Origin of the sequence: Microbacterium sp. NPDC058269 (genome assembly GCF_042881445.1) — a bacterium.
In the GTDB taxonomy this organism is placed as follows: domain Bacteria; phylum Actinomycetota; class Actinomycetes; order Actinomycetales; family Microbacteriaceae; genus Microbacterium.
Genome location: NZ_JBHVXT010000002.1, coordinates 641,195 through 663,783, shown reverse-complemented (window position 1 = coordinate 663,783; position 22,589 = coordinate 641,195). Strand labels below are relative to the sequence as shown.

The window sequence follows — 22,589 nt, the reverse complement described above, 5'->3', positions numbered from 1 at the left end:
TCCACGTACATCGCGAGGATGATGTGCGAGACGGGTTCAGGCGAGGCCGTGCTCGAAGGCGAAGACCACCAGCTGTACGCGATCGCGCAGCGCGAGTTTGCTGAGGATGCGGCTGATGTGGGTCTTCACGGTCGCCTCGCTCAGGTACTCCCTGCCGGCGATCTCGGCGTTCGAGAGCCCCCGGGCGGCGAGCGCGAAGATCTCCCGCTCCCGGTCGGTGAGGTCGGCGTACTGCGGCGGCACGGGCTTGGGGGCCTCAGCGAAGTGCTCGAACAGGTCGCGCGTCGCCGAGGCGGCGATCACGCTCGAGCCCGAGTGCACCGTGCGGATCGCCGCGAGCAGGAACTCCGGGTCGGCGTCCTTGAGCAGGAAGCCGCTCGCGCCCTGGCGGATGGCCCGCGCCGCCGCCTCATCGAGGTCGAACGTCGTGAGCATGACGATGCGCGGTGGTTCCGGGCGTGCCAGGATCTCGGCGGTCGCGGTGAGCCCGTCCATGATGGGCATCCGGATGTCCATCATCACCACATCAGGACGGGTGGAGCGGACGACGTCGATCGCCTCCTTGCCGTTGCCGGCCTCGCCGACCACCTCGAGGTCGGGCTGGGACGCGATGAGCATCCGGATGCCGGCGCGGAAGAGCGCCTGGTCGTCGACGAGCACGACTCTGATCATTCGGAGACTCCGATCGGGAGCGTGGCGTGGACGACGAACTGTGCCCCTCGGCGCTCGGCTTGCAGACTACCGCCGACGAGCTGCGCACGCTCGCGCATGCCCATGACCCCGTGCCCACCGGGGGCGGCGGGCCCGTCGTGGCCGACCGTGTTCCGCACATCGACGTCGACACGATCCGGCAGCCAGGCGAGGTGCACGTCGACGGCGCCGTCGCCGTGGCGGATCGCGTTCGTGAGTGCCTCCTGGAGGATGCGGTACACCGCGAGCTGGATGGCGGCGGGCGGCTCGCCCGGCGGCATCGGGTCGACCGTCACCCGCGGCTCGATGCCGGCCTGCCGCACCTGCGCGAAGAGCGCCTCGAGGTCGGCGAGCGTGGGCTGCGGGCCGTCTCCCTGTCGATGCCGCAGCTGCGTGAGCAGCATCCGCACGTCGCTCAATGCCCCACGTGCGGTCTGGGCGATGGTTCCGAGCGCCTCGGTCGCGAGCTCGGGCTTCACCGACGCGGCGTAGCGGGCGCCGTCTGCCTGCGCGATCACGACGGCCAGGGAGTGCGCGACCACGTCGTGCATGTCGCGCGCGATGCGCACCCGCTCCTGCTCCTCCGCGGCGAGCGACTCCGCCTCCAGCTGGGCCGACCGGGTGCGACGAGCGCGCAGCACCACGCGCCACAGCAGCCCGCACACCCACGCGAACCCGAGCGCCAAGACGGAGAGGACGAGGAGCAGCGTGCCCATGCTGACCTTGGCCCACCCGGACTCCGTGCCGAAGGCCACGCCGTTCACGATGACCATGAAGACGGCGGCGACGAGCCCGCCGAACAGCGCGGACCCGAACCCCCACCAGAGCACGCGGCGGGTGCCCCAGGCGGAGGTGGCGTAGAGCACGAGCAGGATGGCGAGGTCGACGGGCAGGGGGCCGAACCCGGCCATCATCTGCAGCACGGCTCCGGCCCATGCCGCGGCGAGCGCCCATCCCGGCGCGAGCCGACCGATGGCGACGCCACCGCACATCAGCACGCTCGCGAAGACCACGAGCGCGATCGAGACGCCCCCGATCGGCGTGTCTGTGGTGCCGTAGAAGACGATCGACACGGGCGCCAGGACGAGGAAGAGCAGCGCCGCCCCGACGATGTCGAGGATCAGCGCGGTGCGGGACAGCGGGCGGATCACTCCCCCACGCTACGCGAGGGCCCCGGCGCCGGCATCCGTCGCGGGATGTATCCCCACAGCGTCAGGCGCGGGCGATGATCTCGCCGTGCGGCACCAGGTACCAGCCGTCACCGTCGTCGGCCCAGCGCTTCCAGGCATCGCTGATCTCCTGCAGGTCGGCCGGCGTCGCCATGTCGCTGTCGACGAGTTGCCGCGCGAGCGCCGACTCGAGGATGCGGTCGGCCCACATCCCGCCCCACCAGGCACGCTCGGCGGGAGAGGCATAGCACCACGTCGATGCGGTCGCCGTGATATCGGTGAAACCCGCGGAACGCGCCCACGCCAGCAGCCGGCGCCCCGCATCCGGCTCCCCTCCGTTGGCCTGCGCCGCTGCACGGTACAGCGCGAGCCAGCGATCGAGCTCGGGCACTACCGGGAACCAGACGAAGCCCGCGTAGTCGGCGTCGCGCGCGGCGACGATCCCCCCGGGAACCGTGACACGGCGCATTTCGCGCAGCGCCTGCACCGGGTCGCCGACGTGCTGGAGCACCTGGTGCGCGTGCACGACGTCGAAGGAGTCATCGGGGAAGCTCAGTGCATGGACGTCCTCGACCGAGAACGCGAGATTCGCGAGACCGCGGTCGGCCGCGAGACCTCGCGAGAGCGACAGTGCGTTCTCGTCGATCTCCGTGGCCGTGACGTGCGCGACGACGCCGGCGAAGTCGACCGTGATACTGCCGGGGCCCGCCCCCACATCGAGGAGACGGGTGGCGGCGGTGAGGTGCGGGCGAAGGTACTCGGCTGAGTTCGCGATGTCGCGCACGTTGTGCGAGCGGAGGACGGATTCGTGGTGTCCATGCGTGTAGGAGGCCATGCGGTTCAGTCTGGCAGAGCGTGTACTCAGTGCAGTTCGGCGACCATGCGGCGGATGGCCTCACGGTCGGGCTTGCCCGAGGAGAGCACCTCGATCTCATCCACCATGATCAGCCGCACCGGCCGCGCGTGCTTGCCGAGCTCTTCCTCGACCGCATCGCGGGCGTGCACGAGCTGCTCGGACTCGCTGCGCCGGAGCGCTTCGCCCCGAGCCGCGACGATCACGGACGCCTCACCCCAGCGCTCGTCCTCCACGCCGACCACGACGGCCTCGTGCAGCCCTGCGATCCGGCGGACGATCCGTTCCACCCGGTCGAGCGAGATGTTGATCCCGCCCGACACGATCACGTTGTCGGCGCGGCCGTGCACCCGGACGACGCCGTCTTCGACGAGACCGAGGTCACCCGTGCGGTACCAGCGGATGCCGTGCTCGTCTCGGACGAACGTGCGCGCGGTCAGCGACGCGTCACCCAGATAGCCCTCCGCCAGCATGGGCCCCGCGATGCGCAGCTCGCCGTCGACCGTGCGCACCCCGACCGTGTCGAGCGGAACCCCGTCGTAGACGCATCCGCCGCTGGTCTCGGTCGAGCCGTAGGTGCGCACCAGACGCACCCCGAGGTCTGCCGCCCGCTCACGCAGCGGCTCGGGAAGCGACTGGCCGCCCACCAGGATCGCCCGATACGCCCTCAGCGCCGCCCGCACGGCGGTGTCGTCCGAGGCATCGAGCAGCGTCGCGACCTGGGCCGGCACGAGGGAGGTGTAGAGGGCGGGGATCCCCGCGTTCGACGAGGGCCGCAACATCTCAAGGGTCGCCTCCGCGAAGGAGTCCGGTGCGAAGCGGCCCTCGATCCGCGCCGGCTCGGTGCCCGCGAGGATCGAGCGCACCAGCACCTGGAGCCCCGCGACGTAGCCGGCGGGCAGCGCGAGCAGCCAGCGTCCGCTGCCGATCCTGGCTGCCGTGGCCTCGGCACTCGCCCGCAGGGCTTCCCCGCTCAGAGCGACCCGCTTCGGGATGCCGCTCGATCCCGAGGTCGCGATCACGGCGGCGAGGCCGTCCGCCACGTTCTCCGGGGCGCCGGCCACCATCCCGAGTCCCAGTGCGGGACCACCGTCGAGCGCACGCTGCAGGGCTTCCCGCAGCAGAACCGGATCTTCGGCGTCCGTGGGGATCAGGGCGGTCATGCGCGTCTCCGACTCAGTAGTGCCAGGGGAAGGACGACCAGTCGGGGTTGCGCTTCTCGAGGAACGAGTCGCGGCCCTCGACGGCCTCATCGGTGCCGTACGCGAGGCGGGTGGCCTCACCCGCGAACACCTGCTGGCCGACCAGCCCGTCGTCGACCGCGTTGAAGGCAAACTTCAGCATGCGGATCGCGGTCGGCGATTTGGTCAGCACCGTGCGGGCCATCTTCAGAGCCTCGCGCTCGAGCTCGGCGTGCGGCACGACGCGGTTCACGGCCCCCATCTCGTAGGCGCGCTGCGCAGAGTACTCCTCGGCGAGGAAGAACACCTCGCGGGCGAACTTCTGCCCGGTCTGGCGAGCCATGTATGCCGAACCGTACCCGGCGTCGAAGCTGCCCACGTCGGCATCGGTCTGCTTGAACCGCGCCTCTTCCGCCGAGGCGATCGTGAGGTCGCACACCACGTGCAGGGAGTGTCCGCCGCCGGCAGCCCACCCCGGGACGACCGCGATGACGACCTTGGGCATGAAGCGGATGAGTCGTTGCACCTCGAGGATGTGCAGGCGACCGACCGCCGCACGGCTCGCACCGTCGACGATCGCCGTCTCCGCGTCGGAGTACTTGTACCCGTCACGACCGCGGATGCGCTGGTCGCCACCGGAGCAGAACGCCCAGCCGCCGTCCTTCGGACTCGGCCCGTTGCCGGTGAGCAGCACCGCACCGATGTGGGAATCCTGCCGGGCGATGTCGAGCGCACGGTAGAGCTCGTCCACGGTGTGCGGACGGAAGGCATTGCGCACCTCCGGCCGGTGGAACGCGATGCGCGCGACCCCTCCGTCCCGCGAGACGTGCGCGGTGATGTCCGTGTAGTCCTCAGCCCCGGGCGCGAGCACCCATTCGGCCGGGTCGAAGAGGTCGGAGACGAATGCCGTGGTCACGGTGTCCAGCCTATTCCTCGCAGTCCCCCGGCGACGGAGGAAGCGCCGCCCCGACGGGGACGGTGCTTCCTCGACCTCTCGCGGTCAGGCGCGACGTGCACGCGCGGTCTTGATCCAGCCGTCGACGATGTCCCAGCCGACACCGATCGCGAAGCCGAATCCCAGCAGCACGGCGAGGATGCGGAAGAGCCCGCCCTCGTCGGCGGATTCCGCTTGCCCCGCGGCGAATCCCTCGCCGCCTGCGGCTGCGATCCGCGCGAGGAAGTCCGGGTTCACGAGCTGGTTCGCGAGCAGCAGAGCGACGACCCAGGCAAGAAACGCCAGCGCGAGGATCGTGTTCGCCACAGCCAGGCCCGTCGTCCATCGCCTGGTGCGATAGAGCACGACGGCGAACGCGGCCTCCGCGGCGATCAGCAGGAACAGGATGCCGATCCCCCAGGGCCACAGCTGGGGATCGACGATCGGCACGACGGTTCCGTCCACGACGACGAACCCCCGGAATCGGTCCCAGAAGAGGGCGCCGACGGAGATCCCGAGGAAGACGAGCGATGCGATCAGCTCATTCCGTCCCGCACCGTTCTCGGTCGGCTCGGGAAGCTGGTCGACGTCCCACTTCTCGATCGCCGTCGTGCTGTTCGTGCGCTCGAGGATGACGAAGACGAGCGTGGTCCAGAAGCAGATGTGGAGGATCGCGCCGCCGGCCGCCAGGATCGACGTCGAGATGATCTCGCCCACGGGCGCCGCGGAGATCGTCTGTCCCAGCGCGACAGCCCCGAGGACGCATACCGGCACGATCGTGAGCAGCAGCTTGAGCAACCGCCACCAGGTCAGATAGAAGCGCGGGCCGATCAGGTACAACGGGCGATCCGCGTACCCGGCGGCCAGGACTCCGGGGTCGCCGAGCTCGGTGAGGACGGCACGCTCCGCGGCTTCCGGCTCCTCTCCCTGCTCGACCCGCGCCTCGATCGCATCGGCGATGGAGGCTTCGAGCTCGGCGCGGACATCGTCCTGGGCATCCGCGTGAAGGCCGCGGATCGTGGCGCCGATGTAGCGCTCGGTGAGTGTGGCGGTGGTGGTCATGTCAGTTCTCCTCGGAAGTGAGGGATGCGATCGCGGTGGTGAGCGACCGCCATTCGTCGGTGAGGGTGTCGGCGAGGCGGATGCCGGAGTCCGAGGTGCGGTAGAACTTGCGCGGCCTCGCTTCTTCGGTGTTCCACTCGCTCGTGAGGTACTCCTGCTTCTCCAACCGGCGCAGCAGCGGGTACAGGGTGTTCGCGTCGGTCGCGAAGCCGCGCTGTTCGAGCTGTTCGAGCAGCGAGTAGCCATAGCCCGGCGAGCGCAGCAGCTGCAGACAGGCGAGCACCACGGTGCCGCGCCGCAGTTCCTGCAGGTGCGTGTCGAGCGTCTCGTTCATGTCGATCACATTACTGTGCGTCACACACCATTGTCAATCACACATTTATGCGCGATCCAAGGAGTGGGCGAAGAGCGGGAAGTACCGTGGAGACATGACGCTCGAGATCACGCGCATCGACCCCTTCGACGCCGCCGCGGTGGACGCCTGGTGGAATGCGTACGCTGCCGCCGAGCGGGCCGACCGCGGAGATGACATTCCGGTGTGGTCCCGCGAGGAGACGCGCAGTGCGATGCAGCAGCAGTCGCAGGCTCTCGAACGACTGCCCCTCCTGCTGCGTGACGGCGGCACGGTCGTCGGCGCGGCGGGCCTCGCACTCCCCCTCAAGGACAACACCCACGTCGCGCAGCTCGCCATCCACGTGCCGCCCGCACATCGACGGCGCGGGGTCGGCAGCGCCGCGCTGGCCCTCCTCGAGGCGGAAGCCACGAAGGTCGGACGCACGATCGCTCAGGGCGACACCTCGTGGCGGTACGAGCTCGGATCCGACGGCACGGGCTCACCCGGTCGCGAGTTCGCCCGCCGTCACGGGTATGCGTTGGCGCTCGGCGATGTGCAGAACCGCCTCGTGCTCCCGGTCGACCCTGCGATGCTCGACCGGATCGATGCCGACATCGCCACAGCGATCCGGGGCTACACGATCCGGAGCTGGGTCGGTCCGGTGCCGGATGACGTCGTCGAAGGCTGGGCCATCCTCGAGGCCTCGGTCGACACCGAGGCCCCCAGCGGCGACTTGGACATCGAACCGGCGAAACCCGACGTCGACAGCATCCGCGAGCAGGAGGAGCTCCTCGCCCGGCAGAACCGCACCTCGTTCGGCTCCGTGGCGCTGACGGCAGACGGCGAAGCTGCCGCGTACACCCAGCTCGTGGTGTCCGGCGACGACGGCAACGCGTACCAGTGGGGAACGCTCGTGCGCGCCGCCGACCGTGGTCACCGCCTCGGCACAGCCGTGAAGATCGCCAACCTCCGCATGCTGCAGCACGGCGCTCCGCAGGCACGAGCCGTCTACACCTACAACGCGGAATCGAACACGCACATGCTCGCCGTGAACACGCTGCTCGGGTTCGCCCCGACCGAGCGGATGGGCGAGCTGCAGAAACACCTGGCCTGACCTGCGGCGGTCGGAGGCCCCACGGGGACAGAATGGGCACATGATCCCGCCGCTCGCAGACCTGCTCGACTCGGCCAGGGTCGTCTCCCTTCCGATGCACAGCCGCTTCCGCGGCGTCGATGTGCGGGAGGCTCTTCTCTTCGAGGGACCCGAGGGGTGGGCGGAGTTCTCCCCGTTCGTGGAGTACGAGGATGCGGAGGCGGCGACGTGGCTCGCTGCCGCGATCGACTTCGCCTGGCACGAACAGCCGACACCGCTGCGTGACCGGATCGGCGTGAACGCCACGGTTCCGGCGATCGAGGCGGCACGCGTGCCCGAGCTGCTGGCGCGATTCCCCGGATGCCGCACGGCCAAGGTCAAGGTCGCCGAGCCGGGGCAGACACTCGCCGACGACGTAGCTCGGGTCCGCGCCGTACGCGACGTGATGGGACCGGAGGGACGCATCCGCGTCGACGCGAACGGCGCATGGAACGTCGACGAGGCCGAGCATGCGGTGCACGCTCTCGGCGATTGCGACCTCGAGTACGTGGAGCAGCCGTGCGCGACGGTGCCGGAGTTGGCGGATCTCCGCAGGCGCGTGAAGTACATGGGCATCCCGGTCGCCGCCGACGAGAGTGTGCGCAAGTCCTCCGACCCGCTCGCAGTGGCACGCGCCGGCGCTGCAGACCTGCTCGTGATCAAGGCGCAGCCTCTCGGCGGCATCACGCATGCCCTGCAGATCGTCACCGCCGCGGGGCTCCCCGTCGTGGTGTCGAGCGCCTTGGACACCGCGATCGGCCTATCCCAGGGCGCCGCGCTCGCTGCTGCGCTCCCGACGCTGGACTACGACTGCGGCCTCGGCACGGCTTCGCTGTTCCTCGACGACGTGGCCGATCTGCGCCCGGTCGACGGGTCGATCCCGGTCGGCCGCGTGATGCCGGACGCCGAGGCGCTGAGCCGTCTCGCCGCCTCGGACGAGCGCCGCGAATGGTGGTTCGCCCGCCTCGCCCGCTGCCACTACGAGCTGTCGACCGCGGCGCACTGAGGCCGGTCACGCCATCCGGTCACGCCACCCGGTCACGCCTCTGTCGTGAGCGCGGCGACCTGCCGGAACCGCGGATGCACCCACACGAACAACGTGACCAACGCCATGATCACGGCGCCGATGATGATCGGCAGTGCCGGCCACACCCCGTAGAGGCTGGTGCCGAGAGTCGGCGCGACCACGAACGTGAGCCCGGTGGTGGCGCCGATGAGACCGGCGAGTCCGCCCTGCTCGTCGCGACGGACCAGGAGAGTGGGACCGGCGGTGTACCCCGGCATCGCGGTGCCGAGGCCCAGTCCGATGATCAGGATCGCGGCGAAGAGCGCCACGGCACCGAGATCGACGATGAGCAGACCGAAGCCGACGAGGGCGGTGAGCCCGCCGACGCGGAGCAGGGTCGGCGGTGTCCAACCGCTCCTCGGGACGATCACGGCCTGAGCCGTAACCATGCCCACGCCCGCGGCGAGCAGTGCCCCTCCGGTGACCAGACCGGTCTGCGCGGCAGCCAGGTGCAGACGGTCCTGCACGATGAACCCCGTGATGACCTGGATGAAACCCAGCGCGGTGAACATCCCGAACCCGGCGACCAGGAACGGCCAGACACGGGTGTCGAAAGGGCGCACCCTGGCGGGCTTCTCGATCAGCTCGATGCGCGTCTCCCTGCGCAGTAGGAACGCCACGACGCCGAGCCCCGCCAACAGCAGGAACGGGACCACGATCAGCGGCGTGAGGAGTCCGAACGCCGAGAGCACGCCGCCGACCACGGACCCCGCGATCATCGCGATCCCCTGTACGGCACCGACTCCGGCCATCCCCTTCACCCTGGCCTTCTCGTCAGGAGTCACATCGGCGATGTAGGCCTGCGCGGTCGGCGGAACGGCGGCGAGCGCCGCCCCGAAGCCGATCCCGCGCAGCAGGACGAAGAGGAGGAAGAGCACGGTTCCGCTGATCATGCCGTTCATGCCCCAGAAGGCCGTGACGGCGAAAAGCGCCATGGTCACGACGGCGAGAGTGAAAGCGAAGACCAGAACCGGCTTGCGTCCCCACGACTGCGAACGTCGCCCCCAGAACTGGCTCGTCAGCACGATCATCACCGCCGCGACGCTGATCGTGACGCCGATCTGCCACTCCGCGAGTCCGACCTCGCGGGAGAGCGGCGCGATGATCGGATTCAGTGTCATCTGCGCGAGGTAGGCGAGGAACACCGCCCCCAGCAGCAGAGGCACCTGCGAGCTCGGTGCGGTCTGGGCCGTGGGGACGGATGCGGTGTCGGGGCTGGTCATCGGAGGGTTCCTGTCGCTCTGGTCGTCTGATCGTCGTCGTGGATCCGCTCGGCGTCGGCATCATCGCCTGCCAGCTCCTGCGCTATCCCCGCGAGGACGATGCGCAGCTTTCCGTGGAACCAGTCGAAGGGGTCGGCCGTGATGGCGAGGATCATCTCGTCGTGCACCTGGGCCGCCACACTGTCCGCGCGCGCTGCGGACGGTGTCCGCCACTGCTTCTCGAGAACCTCGCGCACTCTTCCGTCCTGAGCGACCATGGGGGCGTCCAGGATCTCGACGCCGCGTCTGCTGTCGGCGGTGAGGTCGAACACGAGGTCGACGGCGAGCACGGCGGCTCGGGCGGTGAACCCGCGCTCGACGAGAGCGGCACCCACACGATCTGCAAGCAGCACGATCGACCAGGGCACCACACCTCTGGTCAGCTCCAGCACCGCTCCCGGGTGCTGCTCCCACACGCGCCAGGCGGCGACCGCCCAGCGTTCGAGCAGCGGACGCCACTCCCCCTCGAGACCAGGCCATTCCGCGGTGCGCAGCGCACGGTCGAGGCCGAGACGCACCAGTTCGTCGCGATTGCTCGCGTGCCGGTAGAGCGTCGCCTGCCCGACTCCGAGCCTCTCCGCGACGGACGCGAAGGTCAGATCGTGGAAGCCCACCGCGATCACAGCGGTCGCGATCGCATCGGCGTCCACCGCCGGCGGTCGCCCGGGCCGCTTTCGAGGCGCAGGCCGCCCGCCAGGAGAAGTTAGGGTCACCTCACCAGGTTATGAGAGTCAACTCTCGAAATCAAGGCTCGCCGTCACCCCTCACTCGGGAGGCGCTCCGAGCGCCTCCGCGAGATGGCGCGTCGCGAGGTCGGCGCTGCGCGCGCCGTGGTCACCGTCCGTGCCGAAGATCGTGAGGATCTCGGCGTCGTGCTTCCCGTCGGCGCCGAACCAATGCGGCGTCCGCGTGTCGAACTCCGCGACCTCGCCCGCCTCGAGCGCCACATCGCGGTCACCCACGATGAGCCGGATGCGGCCGGTGAGCACGTACATCCACGACGACCCCTCGTGCGATGTCAGCGTGGGCTCCGAGGCATCGCGAGGGATGATGATCTTCCACGCATGCCTCTCGCCCGGCTGGCGGGTGAGCGCCACCACGGTGCGCCCGTTGACACGCCGCGGGCGCAGGCGCACCCTCGGGTCGCCGGTCTCCGGCGCGCCGACGAGGTCGTCGAGCGACACTCGGTACATGCGCGCGAGCGGCAGGAGGAGCTCCAGGCTCGGCCGTCGCTGCCCCGTCTCCAGGCGCGAGAGCGTGCTCTTGGAGATGCCGGTGACGGAGGCGACCTCGGCGAGCGTCGCCCCTCGCCGTGCGCGCAGCGCCTGCAGCCGAGGACCGATCCGCTCCAGCGTCGCATCGACGATCGCCTCGTTCTCATCCATGACCTCATGACATCACAGAGATCCCGGTTTCAGCAACGTGAGTTGCCATTCGAGTGCGATGAGTTCGAAGCTGAAGGCATGACGCAGTCCCGCACCACTTCTCCCCTCCGATCAGGAACAGCCGGGCTCGCCCTCAGCGTGCTGGTCGCCTCCCTCGGGACCAGCGCCGCGAACGTGGCGCTTCCGACGATCGCCCGAGAGCTGGGCGGCACGTTCGCACAGACGCAGTGGGTGGCGCTCGCCTACTTGCTGACGATGACGGCGACGAGTCTCACGGTCGGGCATCTGGGAGATCTGATCGGGCGGCGACGCGTTCTCTGGATGGGCATCGCCGTCTTCACCGGCGCCGCCGCGCTGTCCGCCCTCGCGCCGACTCTGTGGATGCTGATCGGCGCCCGCGCCCTGCAGGGTGTCGGCGCGGCCGTGATGATGGCGCTCCCCCTGGCCCGCGCTCGCGACATGGTGCCGCCGGAACACCTCGGACGGGTCATGGGCCTGCTCGGGACGACAGCCGCGGTGGGAACGGCCTCCGGACCCGCCCTCGGCGGCCTCCTGATCACGGTGGCCGGGTGGCCGGCGATCTTCGCGGCCATGGTGCCGCTCGGCGCGCTCGCCGCGATCATGACCGGAACGGCCGATGGCGATGCGCCCACTGCACGTGCGGATCGACGCGGATTCGACCTCGGGGGCGTGCTTCTGCTCACGGCGGCGGTCGGCCTCTACACGCTCGGCGTGACCATGCCCAGCGCCGACGAGTCGTGGCCGACGCCGGCACTCCTCGGCGGCGCGGTCGCGGCTGCCGCCCTGTTCATCCTCCGGGAGGCCCGCGCTTCCCACGCACTGCTTCCCCCGGCACTGCTCCGCAACCGCGATGTCTCGATCGGGGCCATCCTCAACCTGATCGTCGGCACGGTCATGATGAGCACTCTCGTGGTCGGCCCGTTCTTCCTCGCCGGAGCACTGCACCTCCCACCGGCAGCGATCGGTGCGACCATGGCGGCCGGTCCGCTCGCCTCGATCTGCACGGGGGTCATCGCCGGACGCACGGTCGACCGGTTCGGCCCTCGACTCATGACCACCTCGGGGCTCTCCGCCATGGTCATCGGAGCTCTCGCGCTCGCGCTGCTTCCCGCCTGGTGGGGGCTGCCCGGATACATCGCCGGTACCGTCCTGCTCGCGCCCGGGTACCAGCTGTTCCTCGCCGCGAACAACACCGGCGTCCTGAGCGCGACGCCGGCCGAGCGTCGTGGCGTGACCTCAGGACTGCTCGGCCTCTCCCGCAACCTCGGACTCATCACCGGTGCCTCCGTGCTCGCTGCGCTCTTCTCCGCGGCATCCGGCGCAACGGAGATCGCAGCGGCTTCTCCGGGGGCGCTCACCGATGCGCTGCGGGTGACGTTCCTGGTGACGGCAGCGCTCCTGGTCGCCGCCGTCGTGCTCTCTCTCGCGACGAGACGTCACGGATCGAAGGCACGGGGACCGAAGCCACGCGGTGAGACGGCGCCGACTACGGCTCGATGAGCAGCTGCACCAGACGGCCGAGTTCTTCGCCGCCGGAGTGCCGCAGCTGCGCGTCGTCCTGGCCGGCCATCGCCCCTCGCACGGTCATACCCTCCCAGATGATCATGAGCATGCGCGCCGCGGTCTCCGCTGGCAGGCGTAGACGCAGCAACCCGGCGGTGACGATGTCATCGACGATCTGGGCGATGCTCGAGACCATCTCGCGCTCCTGTGCGAGGTATGCCTCGCCGAACCTCGCATCACGCAGGGCACGGATGCGGATCTCGCTGAGCAGCATGACGCCGAGACGGTCGTCTCCGCCGAGTTCCATGATCTGCTGAACGAGGTCGATCGGATCGCACCCCTCGACCAGAGCACCGGCGGCCGTCAGTTCCTCGACGCGGGTGCGCACCGCGTTCACGCGCACCTCGGAGACGCTGGCGGCGAGCATGAGGAACAGCTCGTCCTTGGACTCGAAGTTCGAGTAGAACGCGCCGCGGGTGAAACCGGCTCGCTCGCAGACGGCCTCGACCGACGCTCCATCGAGCCCGACCTCGGCGAAGACCTGCGCCGCCGCCTCGAGCAGACGGGCGCGCGTGTTCTCACGACTGCGGGTTGCGGGTGTCGACATCGAAACCTCCTGACCCTTCACTCTCGCATGATTCACACCCCGCACACAGGCTTGGCCGGGCGGGTCACCTTACGATACATCTATGTATTGGATACACCTGTGTATCCACCCCGCACCCCTCGGAGGAACGCGTGTCCACTCTCCTGTCCTCGCTCGGACGCTGGTCCTTCCGGCACCCGTGGCGAGTCCTCGTGTCCTGGCTGCTCGCACTCGGCATCGCCGGCGCCGGTGCACTCGTGCTCGGAGCGGGGACCGACAACACCTTCTCCATCCCCGGCACCGAATCGCAGGCCGGACTCGAGCAGCTCTCCCGCTCGTTCCCGCAGGTGAGCGGCACGAACGCGCAGTTCATCGTGGTCGCCGCCGACGGCGACAAGATCACGGATGACTCCTACCGCGAGCACATCGAGGATGCGGTCGGCGACCTGGACGACCTCGACGGCGTGCTCGCCGCCACCTCTCCCTACGACGAGATGGTCAAGGGCATGATCAACGACGACGACACCGCCGCCATCGTGCGCGTGCAGTTCGACGGCGAGTCCACCGATGTCTCGGACACGACGAAGGATGCGCTGCGGTCGGTCGTGAGCGACCTCGACTCCGAGCTCCCCTCGGGCGCTCAGACCTCGCTCGGCGGTGACCTCTTCGCGATCTCGATCCCCGGCGTCACCCTCACCGAGGCAGTCGGGCTTCTGATCGCGCTCCTCGTGCTCATCGTCACGTTCCGCTCGTTCGTCGTGGCGGGGCTCCCCCTGCTCACCGCGATCCTCGGCGTCGGCATCTCGATGGCCGGCATCTTCACCGCGACCGCGTTCGCCACCGTCTCCTCCACCACGCCGCTACTGGCGCTCATGCTCGGGCTCGCCGTCGGCATCGATTACGCGCTGTTCATCATGGCGCGACATCAGGACCAGGTGCGTGACGGCGTGGATCCGGAGGAATCCGCCTCGCGCGCTGTCGGCACAGCCGGATCCGCCGTCGTGTTCGCCGGCGTCACGGTGCTCATCGCACTGATCGGCCTCGGCTTCGCCGGCATCCCGTTCCTGACGACCATGGGCATCGCCGCCTCCGCCGCGGTCGCCGTCGCCGTCGCGATCGCCATCACCCTCACTCCAGCTCTGCTCGGCTTCATGAAGGGCAGAGTCGTCGGCCGCCCGAAGAAGGTCAAGGCGTCGAGGGCGAGGAAGAGCGCGGCATCCGATGCGTCGGATGAGCCGAAGCCCGTCACCGCCCCGGCGAAGGGCAGCGCCCGGTGGGTCGGCGGCGTCATGAAGCACCCGGTGCTGGTGTCACTCGCGGTCGTCCTCGGACTCGGAATCGTGGCCGTGCCCGCGCTGAGCCTCGACCTCGCCCTGCCGAACGCCGGCGTGCTCCCGAAGGACTCCGAGGCCCGGCAGAACTACGATCTCGTCGGCGACCAGTTCGGACCCGGATTCAACGGTCCGCTGATCCTCACCGGCACGATCGTCACCTCCACCGATCCGCTCACCCTGATGGAAGATCTCGGCGACGCGGTCGCGAAGGTCCCCGGTGTCAAGGAGGTCGCCCTCGCGACGCCGAACGAGACCGCCGATACCGGCATCGTGCAGATCATCCCCGAGACCGCACCGGACGACCCGGCGACCGCCGACCTCGTGCGCGAGCTGCGCAGCCACCACGACGAATGGCTCGACGAGTTCGGTATCGACCTCAAGGTCACCGGCTTCACGGCCGTCGGCATCGACATCTCCGACCAGCTCGGCAACGCACTGCTGCCGTTCGGCATCTTCGTGATCGGCCTCTCGCTGATCCTGCTGACCATCGTGTTCCGCTCGCTCTGGGTACCGATCACGGCCGCCGTCGGGTATCTGCTGTCGATCGTCGCCGCCTTCGGCGTGGTCGGCGCGGTGTTCGAGTGGGGCTGGTTCGCCGACCTGCTGCACGTCGCCAAGGTCGGGCCGATCATCAGCTTCATGCCGATCATCCTGATGGGCGTGCTGTTCGGCCTCGCCATGGACTACCAGGTGTTCCTCGTCTCCCGCATGCGCGAGGACTTCGTGCACGACAAGGATGCGACGAGCCCGAACCGTGCCACCCGGCGGGCTGCTGCGCTCCGCGCCGTCCGCAGCGGCTTCACCGGCTCGGCGAAGGTCGTCACGGCGGCTGGGCTCATCATGTTCGCAGTGTTCGTCGCATTCGTCCCCGAAGGTGATTCGTCGCTCAAGCCGATCGCGCTCGGCCTCGCCGCCGGTATCGCGTTCGACGCCTTCCTGGTGCGTATGACGCTGATCCCCGCGCTCATGGCGATCCTGGGCGAGCGGGCCTGGGAGCTCCCGCGCTGGCTGGAGAAGATCCTCCCCCGCGTCGACGTCGAGGGCGAAGCCGTCGAGCGCGAACGGCACCTGGCCGCCTGGCCGGGAGACGGTTCGATCGTCGCGGCCGACGACCTCGAGATCAGCGCCGACGCACCGCTGGTCGAGGGGCTGTCGATGCGGATCCCCGAGGGCGGTGCCGTCATCGCGACAGGTGGCGACCTGCGCGCCCGTCGGGCTCTGGCCCTCACCGTCGCCGGGCGCCTGACCCCGACGGACGGGCGCCTCCGCGTCGCGGGGCATCTGCTCCCTGGCCGCGCCGCCTGGGTGCGCTCACACGTCGGCTGCGTGCTGGTCGACGACGCGGATGCCGCACTCGGCGATCTCGCCGAAGCACTCCGCGGGAAGTCGCAGATCGTCGTGATCGACGGGATCGACCGCCTGACGGGTGGCCAGCGCGACCAGGCGACGGCGATGCTGCGCGATGCCGCGGCCTCCCGCACGCTCGCGGTCTTCGCCACCGCCTCCGATGCCGACTCGGCGCGGACCACCCTCGCCGAGGCCGGATGGCCCGACGCACAGACTCTCGACGCGCGTGCTCCTCGCCGGAGCGCCGCAGAATCCACCGAGGTGACCGCATGACCCTCCCCATCGAGCGCGCGCGCTCCCGCAAGCCCATCACGTGGCTGACCATCCTCGGCGTGCTGCTGCTGCCGGCGGCGGTCGGCGGCATCCTGGTCGCGGCGCTGCAGAACCCGACGGAGCGGCTGGACTCCATGACTGCGGCCATCGTCAACCTCGATGAGCCCGTGACCATCGACGGCCAGATGACCCCGCTCGGACGTCAGCTCGCCTCCGGCCTCGTGGAGGGATCGGACGACCTCGACTCGAACCTCACGTGGGTGATCTCGAACAAGGACGATGCCGCCGACGGGCTCGCCGACGGCTCCTACCAGGCCGTCATCACGATCCCCGAAGAGTTCTCCGCCGCAGCCACCTCGGCCGGCACCGCGATCTCCGACGGCGGCGGCAAGGCCGAGCAGGCCACCATCACCGTGACCACTCCGGAGGACGGACTCGTCGCCGACGACCTCATCACGGGTCAGATCGCGGACGTCGCCGCCTCGACCATGGGCACGATGCTCTCCGAGGCGACGACCGAGAACATCCTGGTCGGTTTCACCACGATCGGTGACCAGATCGGTGATGCAGCGGACGGCGCGCTCAAGCTCGCGAACGGGGCGCGTGATGCCGCGACCGGAGCCGCCGCGATCCCTGACGGCGCCACGAAGCTGGCATCCGGTGCGGGCGAGCTCGGGACGGGTGCGTCGTCGCTCGCATCGGGCCTCGACACGATCGCGGGCAAGACCCGCGAGGCTGCCGCGGGTGCGGCGCAGATCGGATCCGGGCTGACGGCCGGTGCGGCGAAGCTCGGCGAGAACGTTGGTGGCCTGAAAGACGCCATGGGCGCAGTTCAGACCGGTACTACCTCGGCGCAGGACGCAGCCACCCGGTCGAAGGCACTCGCGGGAAGCCTCGGTGCACTGGCCGCATCCTGCGATCCTGACGTCTCTGGCCCGGAGTTCTGCAAGAGCGTCGCCGATGCCTTTACGGCCTCGCAGACACTCGCCGTCTCCGCCGGAACGGCCTCCGGCTACCTCACGGGCGCTGCCCCCGGGGTCGCCGCGATCCCTGGAACGCTCGACACCCTGGTGTCCAGCATGACTCAGGCAGGAGCAGGCGCCACCCAGCTCTCGGGCGGCCTCACCCAGCTCGCCGACCAGGGCATCGGCGCGTCTGCCACGGGCGCCCGCGGCCTCGCCTCCGGTGCGACCCAGCTGTCCGACGGGGCGACCGCTCTCGCCGACGGGACCACCGAACTCGCAACGGGGCTCGACACCCTGGCAACCGGCACGGGTGACCTCGCGGGCGGGCTGCGCACGGCATCCGATTCGCTTCCCTCGTTCAGTGACACCGAGTCGAAGTCGCTCGCCTCGGTGATCGCCGACCCGGTGTCGTCGAACTCGTCGATGAACACGATCTTCGGCCCGACCGCCATCCCGCTGCTCGCCGCAGTGGTGCTCTGGTTCGGCGGACTCGCGACGTTCGTGGTGATGCGCGCCCACACCGCCCGCACCCTCACCTCTCGGCGGTCGTCGGCGACTCTGACGTTGTCGGCTTTCGCTCCCGCGGCACTGATCGGCGCGGGTCAGGGACTGCTGGTGTCGCTGATCGTGCAGATCGTGGCGAGCTACGACGCCGGCACCTGGTGGGCGTTCGCGGGTACGGCCGTACTGGCCGGTGTGGTGTTCGCCGCAGTGAACCAGGCCCTCGTCGCCCTGTTCGGCGGCGTCGGACGCTGGATCTCCGCCCTCGTCGGAGTGCTCACCGTCGCGACCGGGCTGATCTCGACCGTGCCGGACTGGCTCGCCGGCATCGGGGAAGCCCTTCCGACGGCTCCGGCCTTCGCGGGCTTGATCACCGCCAGTGGCTCGGCGGTCGCGGCCCTGGTCGTCTGGGGCGTGCTGTCGCTCGTGGCCACGACCCTCGCGGTGACGCTGCGACGCACGACCTCGGCCAAGGCGGTGCTCGCCACGGCCTGACCCCCTCCCTGCCAAAACGGAGACCATCCGTGCCCGGCCCGGCGCGTCGACACATGACGCGCCGGGCCGTTCGCGTGTCAGCCTCTGTTTTGGCGCACACACGACGCGTCCTAGGCTCCTGACATGCACCGACCGTTCATGGACACCCCCGACCAACTCGCGAGCCTGGAGGGACAGCAGTACCTCGTGCTCCGGCCCACCGGTGCGGTCGCCGAGGTCTATCGGGAGGCCCAGGAGGCCGCGCTCGCACGCCTCGACTCTCCGGCGCGGCATCCGCACACCGGGCACATCACTCTCCGGGGGTTCTACGAGCCGGAACGTCGAGAAGATCTCGCTGCACTGATCCGTGTGTGGGCTGCGCAGCAGCGTCCGATCGAAGCGATCGCCGAAGCCGTGGACGAGTTCCCCACTCCCTGGCAGATCCTGATCGTGCGCCTCGCCCGCAGCGCGTCGCTCGTCTCGGCGTACGCATCTCTGACCACGGCGCTGGACGGCACGGGCTTCCGCCGCCTCGGCGAACTCCCGCTGGAGGACTGGACCTTCCACCTGTCGGTGCTCTACGGAAAGAGTCTCGACCTGGAGGAGTGGTCTCGATTCGCGGAGGCGGAGCTGCGCGCATTCGAGCCGGCGTCCACCGAGACGATCACCGAAGCCGAGCTGGTCTGGTACGAAGACGGCATCGAGCAGGCCGAGGTCCTGCCTCTCGGCGGCTGACCCTCGGCCCCGCCTCCGCCCCCTGCATCGACCAAAACGGAGACCTCCCGCACCTCGCCCTGCGTGTCTTGTTCAGACGCGCCGGGACGAAGCCGGGAGGTCTCCGTTTTCGCAGCCGGAAGCAGACTCAGCTCAGGCCGGAGTAGGCATGCAGGCCCTTGAAGAAGACGTTCACGATCGTGAAGTTGAAGATCACGGCCGAGAATCCGACGATCGCCAGCCACGCCGAGGGGTTGCCACGCCAGCCGCGCGTCGCACGAGCGTGGATGTATCCGGCGTAGATCACCCAGATCACGAAGGTCCAGGTCTCCTTGACGTCGAAGCCCCAGAAGCGGCTCCAGGCGTAGTACGCCCAGATGGACCCGGCGATGAGCGTGAAGGTCCAGAGGATGAACCCGATGATCGTGAACATGTACGCCAGGCTCTCCAGGCGCACCGCGTTGGGGAAGGTGCGGAGGAAGCCGGGCCCGGTCTTCGTCGCTCCCTCGCCGAGGAGACGCTCGCGGCGCGACTGCATGAGCTGGATCACCGAGAGGGCGAACGCCAGCGCGAAGAACGCGGTCGCGAGGGACGCCACGAACACGTGGATGACGAGCCACACGCTCTTGAGCGGGTCCATCAGCGGCGAGACGTCGACATAGAAGTTCGTCGCTCCGAGGCCGAGCAGCACGACGACGAGGCCGGTGATGAAAGTCCCGAGGAATCGCAGGTCGATGCGGGTGAGCACGACGAGGTACACCGCGATGATGAGCAGCGTGCCCATCATCGCGAACTCGTAGAGGTTCGCCCACGGCACGCGTCCCGCCGCGATGCCACGAGTGATCGCGGCAGCGAGGTGGAAGAGGAACCCGAGCACGGTCAGCGAGGTGCCGATCCGGGCCATCACGAATCGCTGCGGAGCGGCACCGGCACCGGGGGCGCCGGTGGATGCCGTGATGCTTCCGCCACCGGCTCCGACGAGCACCGACTCGCGCGCGTTCTGCGCGTCGGCGGTCGCCTGCGAGCGCCGCGCGAGATCGAAGGCGTAGGCCACGAAGGCTGCCGCATAGATCGCGATCGCGGTCCAGAGCAGGACCGGCGAGATCACGTTGAGCTCGAGCATGGTGTCAGTCTACTTTCGGGGTGTCGGTTGCCGGGGCTTCCGGCTCGGCGGACTCGTCCGCGGTGTGATCAGTCGCGGTGTCGTCAGTCGCGGTGTCGTCGACGGTGGCGCGCGCCGTCGTTCCGCCGGCGGCGTCGAGCAGTCTGGCGTGCCCGGCGACGAGGTCTTCCACGGCGGCGGCGAGAGTCGGGTCTTCGCCGCGGGCGAGCGCGGCGTACTCGAGTGCGACCTCACCGTCGTGTGCCGTGGCCTTGACCCACACACGTCGACGCGGAACGAACAGTGCGATCATCAGACCGCCGAGGGCCAGCAATGCGAAGCCGAGCACCCAGACACCGGACTCGTCGCGGTGGATCTGCAGCGAGGCGAAGCGCTTCACCGACTGGGAGGCATCCGTCGCGCCCGCCGGGGACTCGTCCTCGAAGGTCACCGATCCGAGGCCGTTCGGCAGCTGCGCGGTCTGCCCCGGCGCCAGCTCGATCGACTCGACGTCGGTGGTGCGGCCCGTGAGCTTGGTCATCCCCGTGGTGTCGAGCACGTAGACGGAACGCGGCACCCCCTCGTTGATCCCGAGGTCGCCGGTGTACACGTCGAGCGTGAGTGTCGGGTTCGTGAGGTCGCCGTACGCGGAGAAGAACGCCCCGCTCTCGAGAACGCCGGTCGTCGGGTAGAAGAAGCCGACCAGTCCGACCTGCTCGGCGAGTCCGTCCGGCACCTTGAGCACACCGAGGGAGGTCATGTTGTTGTCCTGCGGGAGGAACGGCGTGCTGTTGGTGAACACGACGTTGCCCGCGGGATCACGCACGGTCACGGTCGGCGCGTAACCGTTGCCGAGCAGGAACACGTCGTCGTCGGCGACCCCGAGCGGCTCGTTGACCTTGACGGAGCCCGTGCGCTCCTCGCCGCTCTGCTGAACCGTGACGTTGGCCGAGAAGTCGCCTGCCTGCCCGGAACCGGGCTCACCGAACGGCTGGTACGTCACGTCGAACGAGTCGAGGCGCATCGAGTACGGAGAGAACGCGTCGTCGCCCACGAACCGGCCGCGGTTCATCGAGTCGTAGTCGAGGAGCGTGTTGGCGAAGGTCTCGCCCTCCACCAGCACACGCTGCCCGGTGTACGAGAACCCGCCGCCGATGCCGACCGTGACCAGCACGCCCACGAGAGCGATGTGGAAGAGGAGGTTGCCGGTCTCGCGCCAGTAGCCGCGCTCCGCCGACACGGAGAACGTGCGTCCGCGGTCGTAGCGCTCCACCCGGTAGCCGAGGGCCTTGAGCTGTTTCGTCGCGACGTCGATCGAGGCGGCGGCCTCCGCTTCCGCGTCACCGGTCTTGGTGCCCGAGTCGGCGGACGGATCGCGGGTGACCGCACGGTAGTCCTCGAGTCGCTGCAGTCGAGCGGGGGTGCGCGGGGGGCGCGCGCGCAGCGCCTTGGCGTGGTGCTTGATGCGCGGGATCACGCACCCGACGAGCGAGGCGAACAGCAGCAGATAGATCGCCGAGAACCACGGCGACAGGTACACGTCGAACAGCTTCAGGCCGTCGAGCACCGGGAAGAGGTCGGGGTTGTCGCGCTCCCACTGCGTGACGCCGTTGGGGTCAGCCATCCGCTGCGGGAAGATCGAGCCGGGAATGGCGGCGATCGCGAGCACGAGCAGCAGGATCAGTGCGGTGCGCATCGAGGTCAGCTGACGCCAGCCCCAGCGCAGCCAGCCGACGAAGCCGAGCCGCGGCTGGGTGATCGAGTCGTCGCCGTCGACGTGGTCAGACGGGCGGAGCGGATCGCTGGAGTCGCTGTTCGCGGCACCCTTGTTCTTGGTCATGGCCTTCTCAGTGCGGGGGTTCTTCTCAGGACGGGGGTTCTGTGCGGAGGGTTCGGTCTTCTCGGAGCGGTCAGAGCGGGAGGATGACACTGCCCATCACCGCCGTCAAGCGCGACATGATCTCTGTCCAGAGCCCGGTGACCATCAGGATGCCGAGGGCGATGAGCAGGATTCCACCGATGACGTTGACGACGCGGATGTGACGGCGGAGGAAGCCGATCGCCTTCGTCGCCCACCCGAAGCCGAGGGCGACGAGCAGGAACGGTATGCCGAGACCGAGCGAGTAGGCGAGCCCGAGGAAGCCCGCACGCACGGGGTCGCCGGCGTTGAAGGACAGCGCGAAGATCGCCGTGAGCGTCGGGCCCAGGCACGGCGCCCACCCGATGCCGAGCGCGATGCCCAGCAGCGGGGCGCCGATGATGCCGGCTTTCGAGTCCACATGGAAGCGGAGCTCGCGCTGCGCGAACCCGAATAGGCCGAGGAACACCAGGCCCATCACGATGATGACGACGCCCAGGATGCGCGTGATGAGTTCGCCCCATTGCAGGAGGAAAACGCTGGCCACACCGCCCAGGGCCGTGATGGAGACGAAGACCAGGCTGAAGCCGAGGATGAACAGCAGCACGCCCAGCACGAGTCGGCCGCGTGTCGCGGTCTCGGTGGTCTGGGTCGTCGTCTGGCTCTGTGCTCCGGCAGCAGCGGTCGGCCGAGGCGCGACGGCACCGCCGAGGAAGCCGAGGTAGCCGGGAACGAGCGGCAGCACGCACGGGGAAAGGAACGAGACGAGTCCCGCGAGCATCGCTACCGGGATCGCGATCCAGAGGGCCCCGGAGCCGATGATCGCTTCGGGATTCATGAAGT

At 69.4% G+C, this 22,589-nt stretch carries 20 protein-coding genes; 6 read left to right on the top strand and 14 right to left on the bottom strand.

All coding sequences use genetic code 11. From position 1 onward, the window contains the following. Positions 1-36: 36 nt before the first annotated feature. The 7 genes from ACFVWL_RS11565 to ACFVWL_RS11535 all read right to left on the bottom strand — a co-directional run bounded on the left by ACFVWL_RS11565 (position 37) and on the right by ACFVWL_RS11535 (position 6,223). Positions 37-672 carry a response regulator gene (locus tag ACFVWL_RS11565; RefSeq protein ID WP_387182591.1) on the bottom strand — a complete coding sequence of 212 codons (636 nt, stop codon included), beginning with the start codon at positions 670-672 and terminating at the stop codon, positions 37-39. Then, on the bottom strand, positions 669-1,841 hold the full coding sequence (locus ACFVWL_RS11560) for a sensor histidine kinase (RefSeq protein ID WP_387182588.1): 1,173 nt from the start codon (positions 1,839-1,841) through the stop codon (positions 669-671). The genes ACFVWL_RS11565 and ACFVWL_RS11560 overlap by 4 nt, the downstream gene beginning before the upstream one ends. Positions 1,842-1,902: 61 nt before the next feature. Continuing rightward, positions 1,903-2,694 (bottom strand): class I SAM-dependent methyltransferase, encoded by a 792-nt coding sequence (locus tag ACFVWL_RS11555; RefSeq protein WP_387182585.1) that lies wholly within the window; start codon positions 2,692-2,694, stop codon positions 1,903-1,905. Between the two features lie 26 nt (positions 2,695-2,720). Continuing rightward, positions 2,721-3,875, bottom strand: a complete 1,155-nt coding sequence (locus ACFVWL_RS11550; RefSeq protein ID WP_387182583.1) for an AMP-binding protein — start codon at positions 3,873-3,875, stop codon at positions 2,721-2,723. 13 nt (positions 3,876-3,888) lie between these two features. Beyond that, positions 3,889-4,809 (bottom strand): 1,4-dihydroxy-2-naphthoyl-CoA synthase, encoded by a 921-nt coding sequence (locus tag ACFVWL_RS11545; RefSeq protein ID WP_387182580.1) that lies wholly within the window; start codon positions 4,807-4,809, stop codon positions 3,889-3,891. Between the two features lie 84 nt (positions 4,810-4,893). Continuing rightward, entirely contained in the window at positions 4,894-5,889 is a 996-nt protein-coding gene (locus tag ACFVWL_RS11540; RefSeq protein WP_387182578.1) for a permease prefix domain 1-containing protein, read from the bottom strand. A 1-nt stretch (position 5,890) separates the two neighbouring features. Beyond that, entirely contained in the window at positions 5,891-6,223 is a 333-nt protein-coding gene (locus tag ACFVWL_RS11535; RefSeq protein ID WP_387182575.1) for a PadR family transcriptional regulator, read from the bottom strand. Between the two features lie 94 nt (positions 6,224-6,317). Between ACFVWL_RS11535 and ACFVWL_RS11530 the strand changes: the two genes are divergently transcribed. Continuing rightward, the gene (locus ACFVWL_RS11530) at positions 6,318-7,337 is read left to right on the top strand and encodes a GNAT family N-acetyltransferase (RefSeq protein WP_387182572.1); all 1,020 of its coding nucleotides are present in this window, start codon (positions 6,318-6,320) and stop codon (positions 7,335-7,337) included. 40 nt (positions 7,338-7,377) lie between these two features. Then, complete coding sequence (locus tag ACFVWL_RS11525; protein ID WP_387182570.1) at positions 7,378-8,361, top strand: o-succinylbenzoate synthase; 984 nt, start codon at positions 7,378-7,380, stop codon at positions 8,359-8,361. A 32-nt stretch (positions 8,362-8,393) separates the two neighbouring features. Here the strand turns inward: ACFVWL_RS11525 and ACFVWL_RS11520 are convergent, their stop codons facing one another. The 3 genes from ACFVWL_RS11520 to ACFVWL_RS11510 all read right to left on the bottom strand — a co-directional run bounded on the left by ACFVWL_RS11520 (position 8,394) and on the right by ACFVWL_RS11510 (position 11,068). After that, positions 8,394-9,644: an MFS transporter gene (locus ACFVWL_RS11520; RefSeq protein ID WP_387182568.1), complete on the bottom strand. Its 1,251-nt coding sequence runs from the start codon at positions 9,642-9,644 to the stop codon at positions 8,394-8,396. Next, positions 9,641-10,333: a helix-turn-helix domain-containing protein gene (locus tag ACFVWL_RS11515; RefSeq protein ID WP_387182565.1), complete on the bottom strand. Its 693-nt coding sequence runs from the start codon at positions 10,331-10,333 to the stop codon at positions 9,641-9,643. The genes ACFVWL_RS11520 and ACFVWL_RS11515 overlap by 4 nt, the downstream gene beginning before the upstream one ends. A gap of 114 nt (positions 10,334-10,447) precedes the next feature. Continuing rightward, positions 10,448-11,068, bottom strand: coding sequence for a helix-turn-helix domain-containing protein (locus ACFVWL_RS11510; RefSeq protein WP_387182563.1), 621 nt, complete (start codon positions 11,066-11,068; stop codon positions 10,448-10,450). Between the two features lie 78 nt (positions 11,069-11,146). Between ACFVWL_RS11510 and ACFVWL_RS11505 the strand changes: the two genes are divergently transcribed. After that, positions 11,147-12,589: an MFS transporter gene (locus ACFVWL_RS11505; protein ID WP_387182560.1), complete on the top strand. Its 1,443-nt coding sequence runs from the start codon at positions 11,147-11,149 to the stop codon at positions 12,587-12,589. Here the strand turns inward: ACFVWL_RS11505 and ACFVWL_RS11500 are convergent. Beyond that, a complete protein-coding gene (locus tag ACFVWL_RS11500) occupies positions 12,576-13,199 on the bottom strand; it encodes a TetR/AcrR family transcriptional regulator (protein WP_387182557.1) in 624 nt (207 codons plus the stop codon). The genes ACFVWL_RS11505 and ACFVWL_RS11500 overlap by 14 nt on opposite strands. Before the next feature lie 131 nt (positions 13,200-13,330). On the opposite strand from ACFVWL_RS11500, the gene ACFVWL_RS11495 reads away from it, so the two are divergent. From ACFVWL_RS11495 to ACFVWL_RS11485, 3 genes are all read left to right on the top strand, one after another. Further along, complete coding sequence (locus tag ACFVWL_RS11495) at positions 13,331-16,132, top strand: efflux RND transporter permease subunit (RefSeq protein ID WP_387182556.1); 2,802 nt, start codon at positions 13,331-13,333, stop codon at positions 16,130-16,132. Further along, on the top strand, positions 16,129-18,093 hold the full coding sequence (locus ACFVWL_RS11490; protein WP_387182553.1) for a YhgE/Pip family protein: 1,965 nt from the start codon (positions 16,129-16,131) through the stop codon (positions 18,091-18,093). The genes ACFVWL_RS11495 and ACFVWL_RS11490 overlap by 4 nt, the downstream gene beginning before the upstream one ends. A gap of 123 nt (positions 18,094-18,216) precedes the next feature. Then, the gene (locus tag ACFVWL_RS11485) at positions 18,217-18,807 is read left to right on the top strand and encodes a 2'-5' RNA ligase family protein (RefSeq protein WP_387182551.1); all 591 of its coding nucleotides are present in this window, start codon (positions 18,217-18,219) and stop codon (positions 18,805-18,807) included. Between the two features lie 127 nt (positions 18,808-18,934). Here the strand turns inward: ACFVWL_RS11485 and ccsB are convergent, their stop codons facing one another. From ccsB to ACFVWL_RS11470, 3 genes are all read right to left on the bottom strand, one after another. Beyond that, positions 18,935-19,909, bottom strand: coding sequence for a c-type cytochrome biogenesis protein CcsB (gene ccsB / locus ACFVWL_RS11480; RefSeq protein WP_387182548.1), 975 nt, complete (start codon positions 19,907-19,909; stop codon positions 18,935-18,937). Between the two features lie 4 nt (positions 19,910-19,913). Next, positions 19,914-21,728, bottom strand: coding sequence for a cytochrome c biogenesis protein ResB (locus ACFVWL_RS11475; RefSeq protein WP_387182546.1), 1,815 nt, complete (start codon positions 21,726-21,728; stop codon positions 19,914-19,916). A 70-nt stretch (positions 21,729-21,798) separates the two neighbouring features. Beyond that, positions 21,799-22,584: a cytochrome c biogenesis CcdA family protein gene (locus ACFVWL_RS11470; RefSeq protein WP_387182544.1), complete on the bottom strand. Its 786-nt coding sequence runs from the start codon at positions 22,582-22,584 to the stop codon at positions 21,799-21,801. Between the last annotated feature and the right edge of the window lie 5 nt (positions 22,585-22,589).